The organism is Bradyrhizobium sp. CCH5-F6 (genome assembly GCF_001556045.1).
Classification (GTDB): Bacteria; Pseudomonadota; Alphaproteobacteria; order Rhizobiales; family Xanthobacteraceae; genus Bradyrhizobium.
On record NZ_LSIC01000136.1, the window covers coordinates 1 to 16,009 of the forward strand.

Consider the following 16,009-nt stretch of genomic DNA (forward strand, 5'->3'; position numbering starts at 1 on the left):
GGAATGGTGGGCGAGATCATCTCGGAATGCTGGGCGACATCGAGCGGAATCCGCAAACACAGCACCAGCACCGGAAGTTACCCAGCTTAAGGTCAACGAAAAGAAGTGGACCGCCACCTTGATGAAGGCCGGGTGGACGGTCCTGCCGAACGTCATCTTTGAACGCCAGCGTGCCCTGGGGCTGGATGCGATCGACATCAACATCATCCTGCACATCGCGTCCTATTGGTGGACGGCAGAAGGCAAGCCGTTTCCGTCCAAGCGAACCATCGCAGCGGCCATGGACATCGAACCGCGGACCGTTCAGCGCAGGATTGCTGCCATGGAAGCGGCTAGACTAATCAGGCGGGAAGAACGGCGCAGCTCAGCAAACGGTAGCCAGACCAATGTCTACCACCTGGACGGCCTGATCGCGGCCGCCAAGCCATATGCGCTCGAAAAAATCCAGGAGCGTGATGAAAAGATTCAGGCAAAGGCCGCAAGGGCAAGCAGGAAGGGCAAGCCCAAGCTTTCGGTTGTGAAGGGAGGGGCCTAACCAGCTTCGCGCCGTAGCTCAACCGGATAGAGCCCTGCCGTTCTTTGAAATCCTAGCTGACACTTGGAGAGTAGGGGCAGGAGGTTGCAGGTTCAAGCCCTGCCGGCGCGTCCATACCCCCGGTTTTTAGTTCACTTTGAATCGTGCAATCGTATTTGCGATTGCACGGTCGTCCTACACCGTGAGTTTGTCGGTCGTGACCAAGTCTTTCAGCTTCTTTGCTGACGGCGGGATTCCAGGCCCAACGACCGGCTTGCCATCGGCTTCAGCCGAGGCGACAGCTTCGTTCAGCTCCAGCAGTGCTTCCAACACATCGGCCTTCTTGGACATGCCGTAAGCGTCGCGTACGGCGTCGTCCAGCGCTTTATGTGCTTTCTTCAGGGCGTGTTCTCCGGGCCCTTCGATCGCCCGATATAGCTCTCGTAGTGAAAGCTCATGCTTCGCCCGCAGATGTGATCGCAAGCGCCGCACCTCGACCGCCCGCTTGGCGACGAGGCGAACCGCCTCGGTTGTCGGCTGCTGAGGCCAGGGGAAGCTGTCGAAGACGGTATCCGACGTATAGCGAAAGTCTGCCTTCAGCGTTGAGCAGCGATTGATGAACCACTCCCAATGGATGCCCGACTGGAGGATACCGAAAGAGTAGTCATCTTCCAGCGCGAACACGCTCAGTGCATCATTCGGATGAATGGCCGTCGAAACAAATTCGAAGATCGGCCGGTGTGTGACCCGTGCACATACGATGTATCGCGACAGCGGGGCGAGGGTCCGCATCAGGTCTTCGCGCGGGTAGGACATCAGCCACCAGCGCTTTAAAAAGTTTTCGTGGTGCTTGTTGACCTTCGCCTCGGGATCGTCGTCCAAGGCTTCCTTATTTCGTGCACGCTCCTTCTTTGCCGCTTCCTTCCGTGCGGGGAGCACCGTCTGCTCCAGATGCTCAAACGGTTGCTTGAATGCCTTGGCCTTCAAAAGATCGCGCGGCTGAAAGTCGATGACGTATCTGCATTCGAGTTTGTCTACAGCGCCGAGGAAGTCGTCGGCGATCAAGAACGGGAAGAGCACCTGCGCGTTCGCCTTGTTGGCCTTCATCATCGCTTTCGCTTCGGTCGGCTCTAGAAGGAAACCCTTGTGACCGTGTGTCTGACCCTGGTAGCAGCCGCCTTTTTCAGCGTTCGCCTTGATGCGTTCCGCTTGGCTCACGTCAGTCGAAAACGAGAGCGAGGTATTGATCTCTTCCAAATCTTTGTAGTCCCAACCCCCGGCGGGGTCGTTTCCCGACTGGATGTATAGGCGTTTCTTGCCATCGTCCTCGCCCTTTACCCAGTTCACGATCGATACGTGGACGACCGCGTCGCCTGACCACGGCATAGTCGAGACCGCTTCGGTGATCGTGCCATCATGCTTGACGATATGGTCAAGGCCGCTGATGCGGGAATAATTCTGGCGAATCGTGTTTGTGCCGACCAGGCCCGCCCTCTGACCCGGCTTAAGCTGGTCGTGCGCTTTCCTAAACCAGTAGACGCAGTAGTCGGCCCGTCCGTCGATATCCGGAAAAGCCCCTCGAATAGTGTTGAGATAGGCGCGTCCGAATTCTTGCTGGGCCTTGTTCTTGCTCTGGTACGGCGGATTGCCGATGATCGTATCGACCTCGGGCCATTCTGACAGCAGCGCGTCACGGCACAGGATATTTCCGTCGAGATTGTCGAGAGGAAGAGCATCATCTTCCGCCAAGGGCAATTCGATCTGGTCGCGCTCCAGAACATCGGCGGCCTCGTTCAAGGCGAGCTTTTTCGCGAGCATCAGCGTGACTTTTGTAAGCTCGACGCCGAAAGAGTCCCGATCAACGCCAAAAAATTGACGAGGACTAATGAGTGACGTGGCCTGGGCCTGCTTCTGAATGGTCTTCCAGCTGAACTCTTTGTCCAGCCTGGCCATGAGTCTGATTTCGAGGCGTACCATCTCTCTGTAGGCGACATAAAGGAAATTGCCGCTGCCACAGGCCGGATCGAGCACACGGAAGTTGAGGAGCGCTTTTCTAATCTCCAACAGCTCCGTCATTGTCTTTGCGGCGTCAATACGCTCCCGCCAGGGGCGCACGATCGTAGGCCCGACGATCCGTTGAATGTCGGCCTCGTGAGTGAAATGCGCGCCATAGGCGTGCCGTTCTCCCTTATCCATGCTCTGCTGGAAGATGGTGCCGAAGATCGCTGGATTTATCTTGGCCCAGTTCTGCCAAGCGGCCCCTTCATCCTTCTTGCCGAGCAGCTCCAGCTCTTTCTTGGTCAGCTCGACGGGCGCAACCGTGGCAAAAAGACCGCCGTTGAAATAGGGAACGCCTTTGTAGCGACCGCCCTTGGCAGCTGTCTTGTTGTTCATCTGCTGGAACAGGCCGCCAAAAACATCGTATGAGTTTTGCCCGTGCTCAAGGCAATCCTGCACCAGTCTCAGGGTCGTTCCGGCCGGCATCATGTCGATGTCTTCGGCAAACATCGCGACGACCGCCTGCAACACGAAACGCTGCGCCTGCTCTCGCGGAACGCCGCGTGCGACCATCGATCGGAACAGCTGAGCGACCTTTGCTGCAGCAATACGCGAAACCTCTTCGCGGTCGTTGCCGAAAAGAGGGTCCGGATTGTCCGCGAACAGGAAGTTTAGCGCCGTGTAGCGGTTCGGCAGGTCTTCGAGCCGCACGATATCCACGGGCTCGTTGAGCTGCTTGTCGAAATCGTAAATCCAGAACTCTTTGAAGTTGCACAGAACGACGTAACGAGGGCGATTGGGAACCGCGTTCAGCCAGTAGTCGAAAGCCTGTTGGTAATGAAGATGCAGCTTTTCGCTGCCCTTCTTCATTTCGATAAGAAGTCGCGGCTTCCACACCAGGTCGGCGAAGTTCGTTCCTTTGCCTGAAGCCTTTTTCACTCGGTATTCGAGTTCGGCACCGGCCTCTTTGTAACCCTTATGGCCGAAAGCCTGGAATAGCCGGTCGCAAAAAACCTGAGCTTCTCCCTTCTCGTCACCCTTCAGGGTTTTTGCGTAAGCGACGAATGCCTCAATTCCCTTTGCGAGTTCGCTCATCCCGCTTTTCTCTCGGTGTCAGCGTCATGCTCCAAAAGCTGCACATCTAGGCTCGGAATCTCCGGCATGGCCTTGCCGGCGATGGCCTGAAGGTCTCCGACCATGCCAACCGTGGAGTCGACGACCGCCAATATCTGCGTCTCGCGCTTGGCCCACTGGCGCCCCATGAATTTGCGTTCCCTATCGAGATCGTCGCGCATGTCGTTGAATTTCTCGACTACGGCTTCCACCCGCTGCTTGAATTTGGTTCCGGTCAGGTAATGGTAGACCTGCTCCATCTTTGTCTGCTGCCCTTGCTGGACGAGACGAGAGCTGCTCACGTCGACCAGCGCTTGGCGCAGAGCGACGGCAACCGGCAAGGCACAGCGCGGGTGAGCCACCCATATGCCGTCAACCAGGTCAAAATGCTCAATGTGTTTGGGCAGGGTATGAGAAACGATGAGCGCCACATCGGCCCCGGAGCGGCGCTGATCGTCGCGCAACTTGGCCAGCCACCCATCGCTCCAGGCTTTGGTGCGCTTGGTCTCCCACAGGATGATGCCAGCAGGCTGGCCAAGCTGGCCATTGACCTGCTGGATCATATCGGCACCAAGTTCACCCTTGCCGACGGGCTCAATGACGTCCATGGGAAAACGGCTCTTCAGAAGTTCCTCAAGCTCAAGTTCGAGAACCTCACCCTGCGACTGCTGCGATCCTTGCTCGGCCTTACGCTTCAGCTCCTCGATGGTCCGCGTCATCGACTCTATGGTCTGGTCTTTCTCCGCAACCCGCAGCCGTGCGGCCTCATCGGCTTCCTGCCGGGCTTTTGCGTGAATCTGGTCGACCGACGCTTGGACGCGCTTTTCGATGGTTAGATCGAGTTCACGCTTTTCCTCATCGAGCGCCCGCTGCTTGCGCATCAGCTCGGCCTGGGCCTGCTGCGCTTCGGCAAGCTTGAGGTTGTTGGCCTCCAACGCTTGGCGGAGCTCGGCCGTCTCATCTGCCTTCGCCTTCAATTCGGCTGCGGCAGCTTCGCGCGCCTTTTTGGCCTCAGCGGCAACCAACTGGCTCCTCTCCGCGGCCAGGCGTTGCTTGACTTGGTCATCGAGCGTTTCCCGATCCTTAGCGAGCTGTTCGCGCTGCTGGCTCAGCTCCTCGGATTTGCGCGCGACCTCGGCATCCTTGCTGGCAAGCTGTTCCTGAAAACGTTGGCGAGTCTCCGCGAGGAGGGGGGCCGCCAGTGACTCCGTCAGCCGGATTTCGTAGTTGCAATTGGGGCAGTTGAGGAGGGGTTCGTGCGCAGTTCCAGCCACGGTTGCTTTGAATGACATGAACCCCCCAGTACCTTTAGGCCGGAATGAACGTGATCCGGCCGGCCTCGCCGCGCTTCCTGTGCGGCTTTACCGTTATTTCGACATCCTGGTCGAACGCTGTCAGCATCCGCATCAGCTTTTCCACTGAAACCAGCTTAAATTGACCCCGGAGCAGCTTGGATAAGTCAGGTTGTTTCATTTCGACCAGTCTAGCGGCTCGGTCTCCTTTTGTTGCCTTATAAATAGACTCGGCGTCCCGCAGGCGTTGCCGAATCAGGTCAACGTGCCTTTGCGGTGTGGCAATTCCCCTGGTGGATTTCTTCTGAAACGCGTGCAGGACGTACAGGACCCTCCAGCCGCGTTGTGTAGGCCGTCCGATAGGTATCGCCGTCAAAGTTGTCGCGAATCTCCAGTACACCGCTGAAGCCTTTAAGCGGCTTCGCATTGCGCGGATGTTCGCCGAGCTGCGCTTCAAAAAGGGACTGGCCGATCTCGCTTCAGGCGGCCACGGGGAACGGGGTGCCCCCAGCCTGCAGCTTGACAATACAACCTGACAGACATCCACTGCACAATCCATGATTTTATCTATCTATACCTACAATCGGTATTGGGGTGGCCATGACAGGCGACAGCGATTTATTTGATTGGTGTGCGGCACGTCCCAGCTGGCAACAGGAAGCCATCCGGCTCTTGACCGCCAAGCCCAAGCTGGACGCTGAAGAACTCGACCAGCTTGAGGAGGCAGTAAAGAGGGACGCAAGGATCGCTGCGGGAACGTCGCCGGTCTGGCCTGCCTTGACAAAGACGCATCTCAAGGCCGGCAACAAGTTCGCTCCCGTCACCGTTCTGGGCTCGATCGGCCCGCTTCGCAACATCGACCGTCTGGCGGCGGGGCAACCACCGATCAAGTTTGCTATCAATGGCATCACACTCATCTACGGGGCCAACGGTTCGGGCAAGAGTGGCTATTGTCGCGTCGCCAAGAAAATCTGCCACTGTCTGCATGACGTGACCTTGCGCGGCAACGTGTTCGAGCCGGCCTCAGCCGATCCACGCGAAGTCACCCTGACCTTCCGTGTCGATGGGGAAAAGGCCCGTACCGTCGTTTGGGATGATCGGAATGCGCCGCCGCCCGAACTGGGCCGCATATCCGTCTTCGACAGTGATGCGGCCGGGCTTTATGTCGACGCTGAGCGCAACATCGAGTTTTTACCCTTCGAACTCGCACTGCTGACCAATCTCGCTGAGGCGGTCCGCACCCTAGACGGGCGCTTCAGGGCCGAAGAGGCGCGATTGGTCAAAGCCCACCAGGCCCCATTGCCGCAGGGATATGACAAGCCCACGAAAATCTCGACCATGCTGGCAAGGCTGAAAGCTGACGAACAGCTACCAGACGAGGCTTCCATGCGGTCTTTCGCCGTGTGGGAGGAGAAGGACGAGGCTGATCTTCAGGCAATCAAGCTGGAGCTGGGGAGCGACCCGGCACTTGTTAAGAGGGTCAAGGAGGCGGCCAAGTCAGCGGTCGATACGTTTGTCGCCGATGCGAACGCTATCTTTAAGGCCCTCGGCAACGATGGCCTAGCGGCCCTGAAAGAGGCGCGGCAGAAGGCTGCTCAGTCACGGGACGCCGCGAAAGCAGCCGCTTCCGCCCTTGCAGCTGAATCAGCGGTCCCGCAGCTGGGCAGCGATACTTGGCGTCAGATGCTGATGTATGCGCGCGATTTTGCGGCCGAAGCGTTTCCCACCGTTGAGCCGCCCCAGCTGGCTAATGCCAATACGTGCGTGCTCTGTCATCAGCCGCTCGATGCGCAGGCACAAGAACGCTTGGCCGCTTTTGATGCGTATGTTGAAGGCCGCGCCAATGCCGACGCTGAGGCCGCCAAAAAGGATTTTGGCGAAAGGGCCAAAGCGATCCTCGACCTCAAAATCGTTGGCGGTCAGGACATCAAGGACAAGCTGGTTAATTTCGTCGAAGCATCGAAACCCCGCCAAGCGCTGGTGGATCGGCTTGACCAGTTTTACACCGCCAGCCAAGAGCGCCACAGTCTTGCTTCATTAGCCATTAAGGCCGTCGACTACGCGAGTCTTGGTGGTCTCCCAGATCTAGACCGCATTGTGATCGACGATCTGGTGGCAGAAGCCACTGTCCTCGCGAAAGAGATCGACGACCTGAAACCGACGCCGGATCAGGCCGCCAAACGCATTCAGCGTCAGCAAAAGCTCGATGAACTTGAAGCGCGGAAGAAGTTCTCCGCCGATATTGAAACGTTCGTGGCGCGGCGCAACTCGCTTGAGCTGCTGGTCAAGACCAAGGCTTGCACGACAGCCTGTTCGGTGGCCGGCATTACGTCGCTCATTACGCGTATGCGGCGCAAGGTTTTGACCACATCCCTGCAAAATAGCCTTCAGGACGAGATCGGCGCCCTCGACCTCGGGCATCTGCCGCTAAAACTGTCTGACCGGGGAGAGGTGGGCAAGAGCAAAGTCCAGATCGGGCTGGAGGCGAAGCAGAAGGTCGGCAAGAACAGCGACATTCTGAGCGAAGGGGAAAAGCGCGCACTTGCTCTGGCAGGCTTTCTTGCCGAGCTGAAAGAGGTCGGCGTGAGGCACGGCATCGTCGTTGATGATCCGGTATCGTCGCTTGACCACGCCCGGATGGAGGCGGTTGCAAAGCGGCTGGTGAAAGAGGCAAAAGCCGGTAGGCAAGTGATCATCTTCACGCACAACCTGTTCTTTCATCACGCCGTATTCGAAGAAGCTAAGGATATGAAGGTCCCCCTGCGGCAAGAATGGATTGCCAAGCATGGTGACGGACGCTTCGGCATTATCGATGACGGCCAGCAACCGTGGGTTTCGATGAGCGTTACAAAGAGGCTTCCGATCATCGATGGTCTGCTCAAAGCAAAGAAGCCAACGTATTCGGAAGCCGACGAGGCCGAGCGATCGTTTGTGACTAGTATCTACACCAAGATGCGCGAGACCTGGGAGCACACCATCGAGGAAGTTCTATTCGCCGGCGTGGTCGGGCGATTTCGACCAAACGTGGCCACCATGCAATTAAGAGCAGCCCATGTCGACAAGTCGGACTATGAGACGGTGTACGCTGGAATGACGCGGTGCTCCAAGTACTCCGGCCATGATCAAGCCGCAGGCGTCCCCGCCGATCTACCCAAGTTCACGGAGATCGAGGCGGACTTTAACAAGCTCAACTCATATGTGGTTGCGGCGAATACCCGCCGGAAAAAACTCGAGGACGAAGGCCGCAATTCTGAAAAGAGTCCGATGCCAGCTGACACTCTTTGAAGCATGGGTCATTGACCCTCGGGCGGAATTCGGTCACCGCAAATGCCGCAATCTTTATGAGCTTCCGTGCGCGGAATAACTCTGGTTTGTCCGCAGTTCGGGCAGGAAGCCTTCATGCCTGCCGGCACGAAAATTGGTTCCGGCTTTTTGACTGGCGGCCAACCCTTGTAGGTGCCGGGTACAAACCGGACTTGCCACTGACGATCCTCGTTCTTTCGGACAGAATAGCCGTTGTCCCGCAGTGAATCCTTGTTGGCGTGCCAAATAGGCCAAAACCCCGGCTTGACCGGCCCCCATTTCGCATGCCGCGGCGCCCACCTGGGTTTCGACATCAAGCCTCCTGCCTATCGATACAATCGAGAGCAGTTAAGACATTCAAGTGCTCGGGAACTAGTGTCGCTTCACGCGACTGGTAAGCGGGTCGGCCTTATTATCCAGTATCTTCAGAATCCCGACCGCTTTCAGCCGAGCGCTTCTCATCCATGTCTCGTCGATTCTACCATTGACCACCGCCGCCTCTCCAGCGGCTGCCTTCAACACGGTCTCTATCGCTTGCGCTGCATCGTTGATCGCGACGGCGTACATTTCGTGACCGATTTGATCTTTGTCCTTGGTGACCAAGACCGTCACCATCCAACGCGCCATGTGAATTTCCTGGTTAGCCCGTGAGGGGCGCGTCGGCACATACGATCCGCCATTTCCTAACCAGTTGCGTCCACGGGTTTCAACCGGGATATCGTCGAGCAGCTCACGTTGAAGCCGGAGGCAACTTCCTCCATCCGGCTTCGCCGGAAGCGGGCTCTACTCGCTTCGCTCTCCGAGCCGCCTGCGGCGCCTCGGCCCTTCGGGTACCCTTCTCTACCGATCTCGTCGCTGCATCCGGTCCCGCGTGCCGCCTTCGGTGTCGCTATGCTCATGCTCCTGCGGGGGGCCGTTTTCTGCTGAGGCGATGCGGCATTGGCGCGCTGATCGAGCCTGCGGCCTTAAGGCGAAGCCCGCCCGGCGACGCATGCGTATAACGCGACCAAGACATAGGTGACCTTGCCGTGACGAGCGGCCGCTGGTTTTGCCCGTCATACCGCCGACCCGGGCGGGTCTTCCTTGACACCGCGGGCGACGATCCGCAGCGTCGCGTCGGGTAGAGGCCGCTGCAGCTTTTAGCGCTTCGTCCGAAGGAGCCGTCGTCCAAGTCTCAACCTCTTCCGGCGTCGTCAGGATCACCGGCATCGCCTTCGGGTAGACGGCGCCGATCTCGGCGTTCGGCTCCGTCGTGAGGAATGCGTAGAGGTCATTCGTGGTCTCGCCTTCCTTGACCTTCCGCACGGACGTTCAGTTGATCCAGATGCCGGCGAAGCAGGCGAGGGGACGGGGCTCATCGAGCGCGAACCAGATATCGCCGCCTTCGGCCTTGTTGAACTCACTGAACGAATTGAACGGTACCACGCAGCGGTTTTCGACGCCGAGCCAGCGGGTCCAATGTTTGCTCTTCACGTTGCGGATGTTGGTCGTGCCGTTGTCCGGCTCCATTCTGAGCAATTCATTGAAATCGACGGTCTTGCCCTTGGCCTGCAGTTCTTCGGCCCGCTTTTTAGTGGCGGCCATCAACGCCTTTGATGACGACGGCATTCCCCACCGCGCGGTGGCGAGCTCGCGGCCCTGGCTCCGTTGCGGACGATCGGCGCCTGGTAGTCCGGAAACACCCCCGGCATCGGTGCCAGATTGCCAACGTATCGGTTCACGACGCGAAACGGCGCGATGATGGCAGCCTAGTTTGTCGTGATCGAATAGAGGTTATGCCGACGTCGGCATATAAAGATTGCACATTTCAGCGGTCGCTCTCGGCGGGCAACGACATCGCCAGGCCGCGGCACTTCCCGTGACCGAACACCACTTGGTTTGCATGTCCAGCCGTCACGATGACTTCCTCACCCCGTTCTGTTCAAATGATCGCATCACGATGCCGTCGAGAATCTTGCCGGCAGCGGCCCGAACCTTTCGCTCAGTATCTCGAGGCATCGGTGGCAGCTTTTGGCTCGCCACGAGATCGGTAAGTTCCCTATGTATATCCGTACGGAAGCCACGCGGGTCATCCGCCATTTCCGACAGAAGCTGAAATAGCGTCATGAGCATGAACTGGATCGCCATGTCGGCTCCCATCTGCTCGGCTTGGTCAGCCGTGATGAAAGACCACGTGTTCTGATGTTTCATCGCTATTTCACCACACCTGACCCTATCCTGTGTAGGTCCGAAAGCGTCCGCGCGTGTAGGCATGCGATACGGCGTTCCTCAACTCCGCTATCTCCGATTCCAGGAGATTGTTCGCAATGATTAGCGCGCGAACAGCCGCACGCGGATCGCCGTCGCAGACGGCGATCGCCTGGTCGACGGCGGCTTCAAGACCGTTGTCGTGTTCGTTCGGCTGGGAGACCGAGGACATGGTCTGATCTTGGTTGGCCGTCGATGATGCATGTTCGTATTTTGTTCTCGTGGAGTCAAGTGCGCTGGACCTACTCCCAACGAGGTGGGCCAGGTCGCCTCCGTCGGCCTGATTCGAATTTGCCCGCGGCTAGTGGTTCATCACAGTGATTTTGACGTTTTGATACCGAGCCATTCGAGGATCGGCAGGGTTTCCGGCGGCACGAGGATTTCGATGCTTCTGGGGACGCCGGGTTGACGTCGGATGAAGCCGTTTCGTTCGAGGGTGACGATCATCTGGTGGACCGAAGGCGGGCTGACGCGGAAGTGGCGCTGGATGTCGGCTTCAGCGGGTGGACGTCCGAACATGTGGGCGTAGGTATGGATGAAGGCCAGGTAATAACCCTGCTTCTCGGTGAGGCGCGCGCCTGATTTTTGACTCATCGTTGGATTCGTCCCGGCCTCCGACAAGGAGGCAAAGCATGAATGTACGTTATCGGGTCGAATTGAGCCAAGCCGAGCGCGACGAACTGACGGAGATGCTCGGCAGCGGCAAGAACGCCGCCCGCAAGCTTAAGCGGGCGCAGATTTTACTGGCGGCCGATGGAGGCTGCCGCGACGAGGAGATTGCCCGGACCGTGAGTGTCAGCCTCTCCACCGTCGGCCGGACCAGGCGCCGCTTCGTGGAAGGCAATCTGGAGCGGGCCCTGAGCGAGGAGCCGCGTCCGGGCGCTGAGCGCAAGCTGACCGGCAAGGAGGAAGCCCTGCTGGTGGCGACCGCATGCGCCAAGCCGCCCGCTGGCTGCAAACGCTGGACGCTGACGCTGCTGGCCGACACGATGGTCAAGCTCACCGATCACAACAGTCTGTCGGGCGAGACCGTGCGTCGCCGGCTGGCCGAGAACGACCTCAAGCCGTGGCGCAGGGACATGTGGTGCATTCCCCATGTCGACGGCGAATACGTTGCCCGCATGGAGGACGTGCTCGACCTCTACGCCGAGACGCAGAATCCCGCCCGGCCGCTGGTCTGCTTCGACGAGACCCCCATCCAGCTGATCGGCGAGGTGCGCCAGCCGGTCCCGGCCCAACCGGGACAGCGCGAGCGCTACGATTACGAGTATCGCCGCAACGGCACCGCCAATCTCTTCGTCACCTTCGATCCACATCGGGGCTGGCGCAACGTCAAGGTCACCGACCGCCGCGCCGCCGTGGACTACGCCCACTGCATGCGTGATCTCGTCGACGTCCATTATCCCGACGCCGCCTGCATCCGTGTCGTGCAGGACAATTTGTCGATCCACAAGCCTGGGGCGCTGTATGAGGCCTTCGCGCCCGCCGAGGCCCGGCGCATCCTGCGCCGCCTCGAATTCCACTTCACCCCGAAGCACGCCAGTTGGCTCAATATGGTCGAGTGCGAGATCACCGTGCTACAGCGTCAGTGTCTCGGCCGCCGCATCGACGATCCCAAAAGGCTCCGAAACGAGATCGCAGCATGGCAAAAGAGGCGGAATAAAACCCGAGCCCGCATCAAATGGATGTTCACAACAGACAAAGCCCGCACCAAACTCGGCCGCGCCTATCCAGCCACCGCCAAAGAGTCATAATCACTGTGATGAACCACTAGCATGGTTCTGTGGTAGAAGGAACTTGTGCGGGGGTGTGCATCGATGCCCATCTATCGCCTACTACAAAATTCTCCGCTGGGCCCGGATGAAATAGCGGTTTTGACCAATGCTTATGAGCGCACCTTGCGCAAGCTCAGCTTGGTTGATCGCGGTGATCCCATCGCAGAATTGATCGCCAAAATAGTTATTGAACTTGGTCAGCGCGGCGTTCGCGACGCGAAACAATTATCCCCCTCGCCATTAAAGAGCTTGGCGTCGAATAGGCGGTAGGGGAGCCATGCTATCGGCAGTGATTATGGGTTTGGTCGGACTTGTGGTGGTGATCGGGATTGCCATCCTGATAAGCCATTTCAACGCCCGCGCGTGAACAGTCGCCATCAGAAAGTTAAGACCGCCTCAGCCTGGCCCCTTCGTCGGACAACACGAAGCGCAGATATGATGGCGTTTAGCGCGACGCCAAACGCGGCGGCCGGGGAATCTATGACTTTACCGCGGCTAGATCCGCGCAAACGGAAAGCCCTCCGACTGTTCGGACGACGCAAATGCCCATCGCTGATGAACTCCAGTGCGGCGCGTTCAATCCACAACGACGGTGACCTATCCCCACAGTCGCGCAGGTGGCTCTGGCGTGGTTTGGGCGACTCACGCTAACCCATCAATCTCAACCGCCTCACTGCACCAAAAGGACAAAAATGGTTGCAGCCAACCGTGAACTGCCGGCTTCTGGTTATGCGCTCGAAGTGGACGGCCGACTCAAAACCGAATTTGCAACCAAAGACGGCGCAAGGGCAGGTGGAGAAGAACTAAAGAAACGTTTTCCCATGCTTCAGATCAGGATCTATGACGCGCAGACGAATTCGCGCGAGGAAATTTAGCTCAAGTCTAGGCGGATTCTCTGCTTGTGCGCATCCGCTAGCCGCGGACCGGGCTCTCGTGTTGGGGTGGACGGCCCCCTTCCGCCACACTGCGTGGCAAGATGAGGTCGTCGCTGACCCAAACGAAGGAGCCGCCCGTGGAAACGATTGTTCGCATCGGTTTGGATACGTCAAAGAGCGTATTTCAGTTGCATGGCGTTGACGGGACCGAGCAGCCGGTTTTACGGCGTAAGTTGAGGCGCGGACAGGTTTTGGAGTTCTTCAGTCGTTTGCCGCCTGCGCTTGTCGCGATGGAGGCGTGCGGGGCATCGCACTATTGGGCGCGGGAGTTGCAATCGCTCGGGCACGAGGTGGTGATGATCCCGCCGCAATATGTCAAACCGTATGTGCAGCGCGGGAAATCCGACGCTGCGGACGCCGAGGCAATTTGCGAGGCGGCAAGCCGGCCGAAACTGCGCAAAAACTTTGTGCCTATCAAAAGCCCCGAGCAGCAGGGCGCACAGATGGTGGCGCGCGTGCGCAACCAGTTCATCGGTAGGCGGACCCAGCTCGCCAACTCGATCCGCGGCTATGCCGCGGAATTCAGCTTTACAGCGCCCAAGGGACTTTCGCGGCTTCAACAATTGCTGATCGACATTCAGGCTGACGCGACAGTCCCGGAGTTGACGAAGGAGTTGGTGGACGCTTTGGCAACAGAACTGACGCGCGTCGATGACCAGATCGCCAAGCTCGACAAGAAGCTCATGCAACTACACCGGAGTAACGAGATGAGCCGACGGCTGGCGGCTATTCCGGGCGTTGGTCCGATCGGCGCGACGCTGCTGTCGATCAAGGTCGTGGATGCACGCGCGTTCAAGTCGGCAAGAAATTTTGCCGCCTGGCTTGGCCTGACACCAAAGAATCACTCGACGGCCGGAAAGAACCGGCTTGGCGTGATTACACGCGCCGGTGACGGCATGTTGCGAACCGTTTTGGTGGCCGGCGCGACGGCTGTGATCGCAGATATGCGCCGACGGGAAAGTCGCTCCTGGCCTTGGCTGAAAGACATCATCGCACGCAAGCCGCCGAAGCTGGTGGCCATAGCGTTGGCAAACAAGCTGGCGCGGATCGCCTGGAAACTGATGGTCAGCGGCGAGCGGTACCGACCTGCAAGCAACGTCATGCCGATGCCGACATAGACTTGAACGAAATGCAGAGCTTGGCGCCAGACCGGCAGGTTTGACGCTGGGGGCGGAACTTGCAGGACAGGAAGAGGTGGTACGTTCGGCGCGAGCCGGTCAGTGAAATGCTCCGCTCGGTTTACCGGCAGAAAATGCCGCTCTCGTGTTTGGATCTCACTGTCCGCGAAGCCCATCTTGGCCAGTGGTCGCAAGACCTGAAAACAGGCCGGACATATGAGCGCAAGCGATCCGAGCATGCTGCCAGAGCCAATCCTTGCAAGTCGGGGGCCGTCCACATATGAACCGAGCCGCTGACGCTTCTCGGCCGTCCCGGCTTCGATCCCTTGCGCGATACGGTGTCGCTCGCCGGAGGCTCTCGCGTTAGGGGCCGCCGGCATTGCATGCCGGCGCCGCTATCACTGCCCCGAACGCGGGTGCCTTGTTAACCGGTCTCGCGACTGCAGTCGCCTCGGTGCCCGCGGGCATTGCATGCCCGCGTCGCTATCACTGCCCCTTCGTCGGCTGCCTTCTCTCTTGCCTCCGCTGCGCTTCGGCCTCAAAGGGACGGCGCTGACCAGTCGTATGGCAACTCTGCGCGTGCCAACGGTGTGCTCGGTTCTTCGGTTCGAGGGTGGCGTGGCTGCCAAGCCAATTGTATTGGGGTCGTCGCGGGGCGTCGGCCCGCCTTGGCGCATTTGCGGCGGCGCAGCCGGCTGGCGAGATCGTGCACGAAGGTGGCCGGCGGATGCTTCACCGCCGCGAGGTTGACCTCGCTCGGCGTCTTGCAGCGCGCGCACCTGATCTCAAGCCAGGGGTGGCCTCCATTTACGGCGAATGCGCGCTCCGTGTCCCCGTCACCGTCGCGGAGAGTGAGAGTGCGGGCCGGGTCCGACGCGACGGGTTGAAGATCGGGGGAGAGGCCTCCGGCGCCCGTCGCGGAGAACCGCGATGTCTGGACATACCGCCCGAGTTCGTGCCGGCAACGACCGAACGAGCCTTTACACCGAAATCACTGACAAGATCATAGCCGAGCTGGAGGCCGGCCGTTTTCCGTGGGTTCAGCCCTGGGGGACGGCGTCGATCAAGGCGCCGCTCGCGATGCCGCGCAACGCGTCGACGCAGCGCGGATATTCCGGGATTAACGTGCTGATCCTATGGGGTGCCGTTATCGAGCACGGCTTTTCGGGACAGAGCTGGCTTACCTTCCGCCAGGCACTCCGGCTCGGCGGCCATGTCAGAAAGGGCGAGCGGGGAACGACCGTCGTCTATGCCGATCGCTTCACCCCAGACGACGAACGTCGGCGCGCCACGGAGGCCGGCGAGGAGCCGGGTGCCATCCCGTTTCTCAAGCGCTTTACCGTCTTTAACACGGATCAATGCGATGGCTTGCCCGAGGATGTCGCTGCTTTGGTGGTCCCGCCGCCACCAGGCCAGATTGAGCCGCGAGCCGAGGCCTTGATCGCGGCGACCGGCGCGGATTTCCGCATCGGCGGTGCGCGCGCCTACTACAACACGACGGGCGATTTCGTACAGGTGCCGCCGCCGGCTGCCTATTTCGAACCGATCAACTGGCACCGGACCGCTTTCCATGAGCTCGGTCATTGGACCGGCCAGGCATCCCGCCTCAACCGCGACCACACCGGTTCGTTCGGCTCAAAATCATACGCGCGCGAAGAGCTGGTCGCCTTATCTTGACTCTGTGATCCTGTCTCAGAATCAGGCATGGAGCCGC

At 59.3% G+C, this 16,009-nt stretch carries 14 protein-coding genes, 1 tRNA gene and 3 pseudogenes; 8 read left to right on the forward strand and 10 right to left on the reverse strand.

All coding sequences use genetic code 11. The features are described 5' to 3' along the window. A partial coding sequence (locus tag AX729_RS24645) for a helix-turn-helix domain-containing protein (RefSeq protein WP_210183198.1) occupies positions 1 to 535 on the forward strand: 535 nt, incomplete at its 5' end. A 7-nt stretch (positions 536 to 542) separates the two neighbouring features. Continuing rightward, positions 543 to 649, forward strand: a tRNA-OTHER gene (locus tag AX729_RS24650). Between the two features lie 60 nt (positions 650 to 709). Here the strand turns inward: AX729_RS24650 and AX729_RS24655 are convergent. The 4 genes from AX729_RS24655 to AX729_RS41675 form a co-directional block, all read right to left on the reverse strand. Then, positions 710 to 3,607 (reverse strand): class I SAM-dependent DNA methyltransferase, encoded by a 2,898-nt coding sequence (locus tag AX729_RS24655; protein ID WP_021075691.1) that lies wholly within the window; start codon positions 3,605 to 3,607, stop codon positions 710 to 712. Continuing rightward, positions 3,604 to 4,917, reverse strand: coding sequence for a DUF2130 domain-containing protein (locus tag AX729_RS24660; RefSeq protein WP_021075692.1), 1,314 nt, complete (start codon positions 4,915 to 4,917; stop codon positions 3,604 to 3,606). The genes AX729_RS24655 and AX729_RS24660 overlap by 4 nt, the downstream gene beginning before the upstream one ends. Positions 4,918 to 4,933: 16 nt before the next feature. Continuing rightward, positions 4,934 to 5,098 carry an XRE family transcriptional regulator gene (locus tag AX729_RS41845; RefSeq protein ID WP_502686917.1) on the reverse strand — a complete coding sequence of 55 codons (165 nt, stop codon included), beginning with the start codon at positions 5,096 to 5,098 and terminating at the stop codon, positions 4,934 to 4,936. 79 nt (positions 5,099 to 5,177) lie between these two features. Further along, a complete protein-coding gene (locus tag AX729_RS41675) occupies positions 5,178 to 5,390 on the reverse strand; it encodes a type II toxin-antitoxin system RelE/ParE family toxin (protein ID WP_349643769.1) in 213 nt (70 codons plus the stop codon). Between the two features lie 127 nt (positions 5,391 to 5,517). On the opposite strand from AX729_RS41675, the gene AX729_RS24675 reads away from it, so the two are divergent. Then, entirely contained in the window at positions 5,518 to 8,202 is a 2,685-nt protein-coding gene (locus AX729_RS24675; RefSeq protein WP_061026839.1) for an AAA family ATPase, read from the forward strand. A 390-nt stretch (positions 8,203 to 8,592) separates the two neighbouring features. Here the strand turns inward: AX729_RS24675 and AX729_RS24680 are convergent, their stop codons facing one another. From AX729_RS24680 to AX729_RS24700, 5 genes and pseudogenes are all read right to left on the reverse strand, one after another. Continuing rightward, complete coding sequence (locus AX729_RS24680) at positions 8,593 to 8,847, reverse strand: hypothetical protein (RefSeq protein ID WP_021075695.1); 255 nt, start codon at positions 8,845 to 8,847, stop codon at positions 8,593 to 8,595. Positions 8,848 to 9,275: 428 nt separating this feature from the next. Continuing rightward, positions 9,276 to 9,962, reverse strand: a pseudogene (locus tag AX729_RS40635) (SOS response-associated peptidase family protein). Between the two features lie 151 nt (positions 9,963 to 10,113). Continuing rightward, positions 10,114 to 10,410 carry a hypothetical protein gene (locus tag AX729_RS24690; protein WP_035649268.1) on the reverse strand — a complete coding sequence of 99 codons (297 nt, stop codon included), beginning with the start codon at positions 10,408 to 10,410 and terminating at the stop codon, positions 10,114 to 10,116. A 22-nt stretch (positions 10,411 to 10,432) separates the two neighbouring features. Then, the gene (locus tag AX729_RS24695) at positions 10,433 to 10,639 is read right to left on the reverse strand and encodes a hypothetical protein (RefSeq protein WP_021075698.1); all 207 of its coding nucleotides are present in this window, start codon (positions 10,637 to 10,639) and stop codon (positions 10,433 to 10,435) included. Between the two features lie 140 nt (positions 10,640 to 10,779). Next, positions 10,780 to 11,061, reverse strand: coding sequence for a LexA family protein (locus tag AX729_RS24700; protein ID WP_021075699.1), 282 nt, complete (start codon positions 11,059 to 11,061; stop codon positions 10,780 to 10,782). A gap of 38 nt (positions 11,062 to 11,099) precedes the next feature. On the opposite strand from AX729_RS24700, the gene AX729_RS24705 reads away from it, so the two are divergent. The 4 genes from AX729_RS24705 to AX729_RS24710 all read left to right on the forward strand — a co-directional run bounded on the left by AX729_RS24705 (position 11,100) and on the right by AX729_RS24710 (position 14,295). Next, entirely contained in the window at positions 11,100 to 12,221 is a 1,122-nt protein-coding gene (locus AX729_RS24705; RefSeq protein ID WP_021075700.1) for an IS630 family transposase, read from the forward strand. A 63-nt stretch (positions 12,222 to 12,284) separates the two neighbouring features. Next, positions 12,285 to 12,512, forward strand: coding sequence for a hypothetical protein (locus AX729_RS38900; protein WP_082770528.1), 228 nt, complete (start codon positions 12,285 to 12,287; stop codon positions 12,510 to 12,512). A gap of 422 nt (positions 12,513 to 12,934) precedes the next feature. Continuing rightward, a complete protein-coding gene (locus AX729_RS38905; RefSeq protein WP_021075702.1) occupies positions 12,935 to 13,117 on the forward strand; it encodes a hypothetical protein in 183 nt (60 codons plus the stop codon). A gap of 137 nt (positions 13,118 to 13,254) precedes the next feature. Next, positions 13,255 to 14,295, forward strand: a complete 1,041-nt coding sequence (locus tag AX729_RS24710) for an IS110 family RNA-guided transposase (protein ID WP_061026840.1) — start codon at positions 13,255 to 13,257, stop codon at positions 14,293 to 14,295. A 601-nt stretch (positions 14,296 to 14,896) separates the two neighbouring features. On the opposite strand, the pseudogene AX729_RS41255 reads toward AX729_RS24710, so the two are convergent. Next, a pseudogene (locus AX729_RS41255) lies at positions 14,897 to 15,109 on the reverse strand (hypothetical protein); the annotation flags it as partial. A 116-nt stretch (positions 15,110 to 15,225) separates the two neighbouring features. On the opposite strand from AX729_RS41255, the pseudogene AX729_RS24715 reads away from it, so the two are divergent. Next, positions 15,226 to 15,963, forward strand: a pseudogene (locus AX729_RS24715) (ArdC family protein); the annotation flags it as partial. Positions 15,964 to 16,009 lie beyond the last annotated feature (46 nt).

Bases quoted from the DNA above. Each gene is read 5' to 3' on its own strand.
- AX729_RS24655 (WP_021075691.1), bottom strand. From the start codon at position 3,607: ATGAGCGAACTCGCAAAGGGAATTGAGGCATTCGTCGCTTACGCAAAA.
- AX729_RS24660 (WP_021075692.1), bottom strand. From the start codon at position 4,917: ATGTCATTCAAAGCAACCGTGGCTGGAACTGCGCACGAACCCCTCCTC.
- AX729_RS41845 (WP_502686917.1), bottom strand. From the start codon at position 5,098: ATGAAACAACCTGACTTATCCAAGCTGCTCCGGGGTCAATTTAAGCTG.
- AX729_RS24675 (WP_061026839.1), top strand. From the start codon at position 5,518: ATGACAGGCGACAGCGATTTATTTGATTGGTGTGCGGCACGTCCCAGC.
- AX729_RS24680 (WP_021075695.1), bottom strand. From the start codon at position 8,847: ATGGCGCGTTGGATGGTGACGGTCTTGGTCACCAAGGACAAAGATCAA.
- AX729_RS24690 (WP_035649268.1), bottom strand. From the start codon at position 10,410: ATGAAACATCAGAACACGTGGTCTTTCATCACGGCTGACCAAGCCGAG.
- AX729_RS24695 (WP_021075698.1), bottom strand. From the start codon at position 10,639: ATGTCCTCGGTCTCCCAGCCGAACGAACACGACAACGGTCTTGAAGCC.
- AX729_RS24700 (WP_021075699.1), bottom strand. From the start codon at position 11,061: ATGAGTCAAAAATCAGGCGCGCGCCTCACCGAGAAGCAGGGTTATTAC.
- AX729_RS24705 (WP_021075700.1), top strand. From the start codon at position 11,100: ATGAATGTACGTTATCGGGTCGAATTGAGCCAAGCCGAGCGCGACGAA.
- AX729_RS38900 (WP_082770528.1), top strand. From the start codon at position 12,285: ATGCCCATCTATCGCCTACTACAAAATTCTCCGCTGGGCCCGGATGAA.
- AX729_RS38905 (WP_021075702.1), top strand. From the start codon at position 12,935: ATGGTTGCAGCCAACCGTGAACTGCCGGCTTCTGGTTATGCGCTCGAA.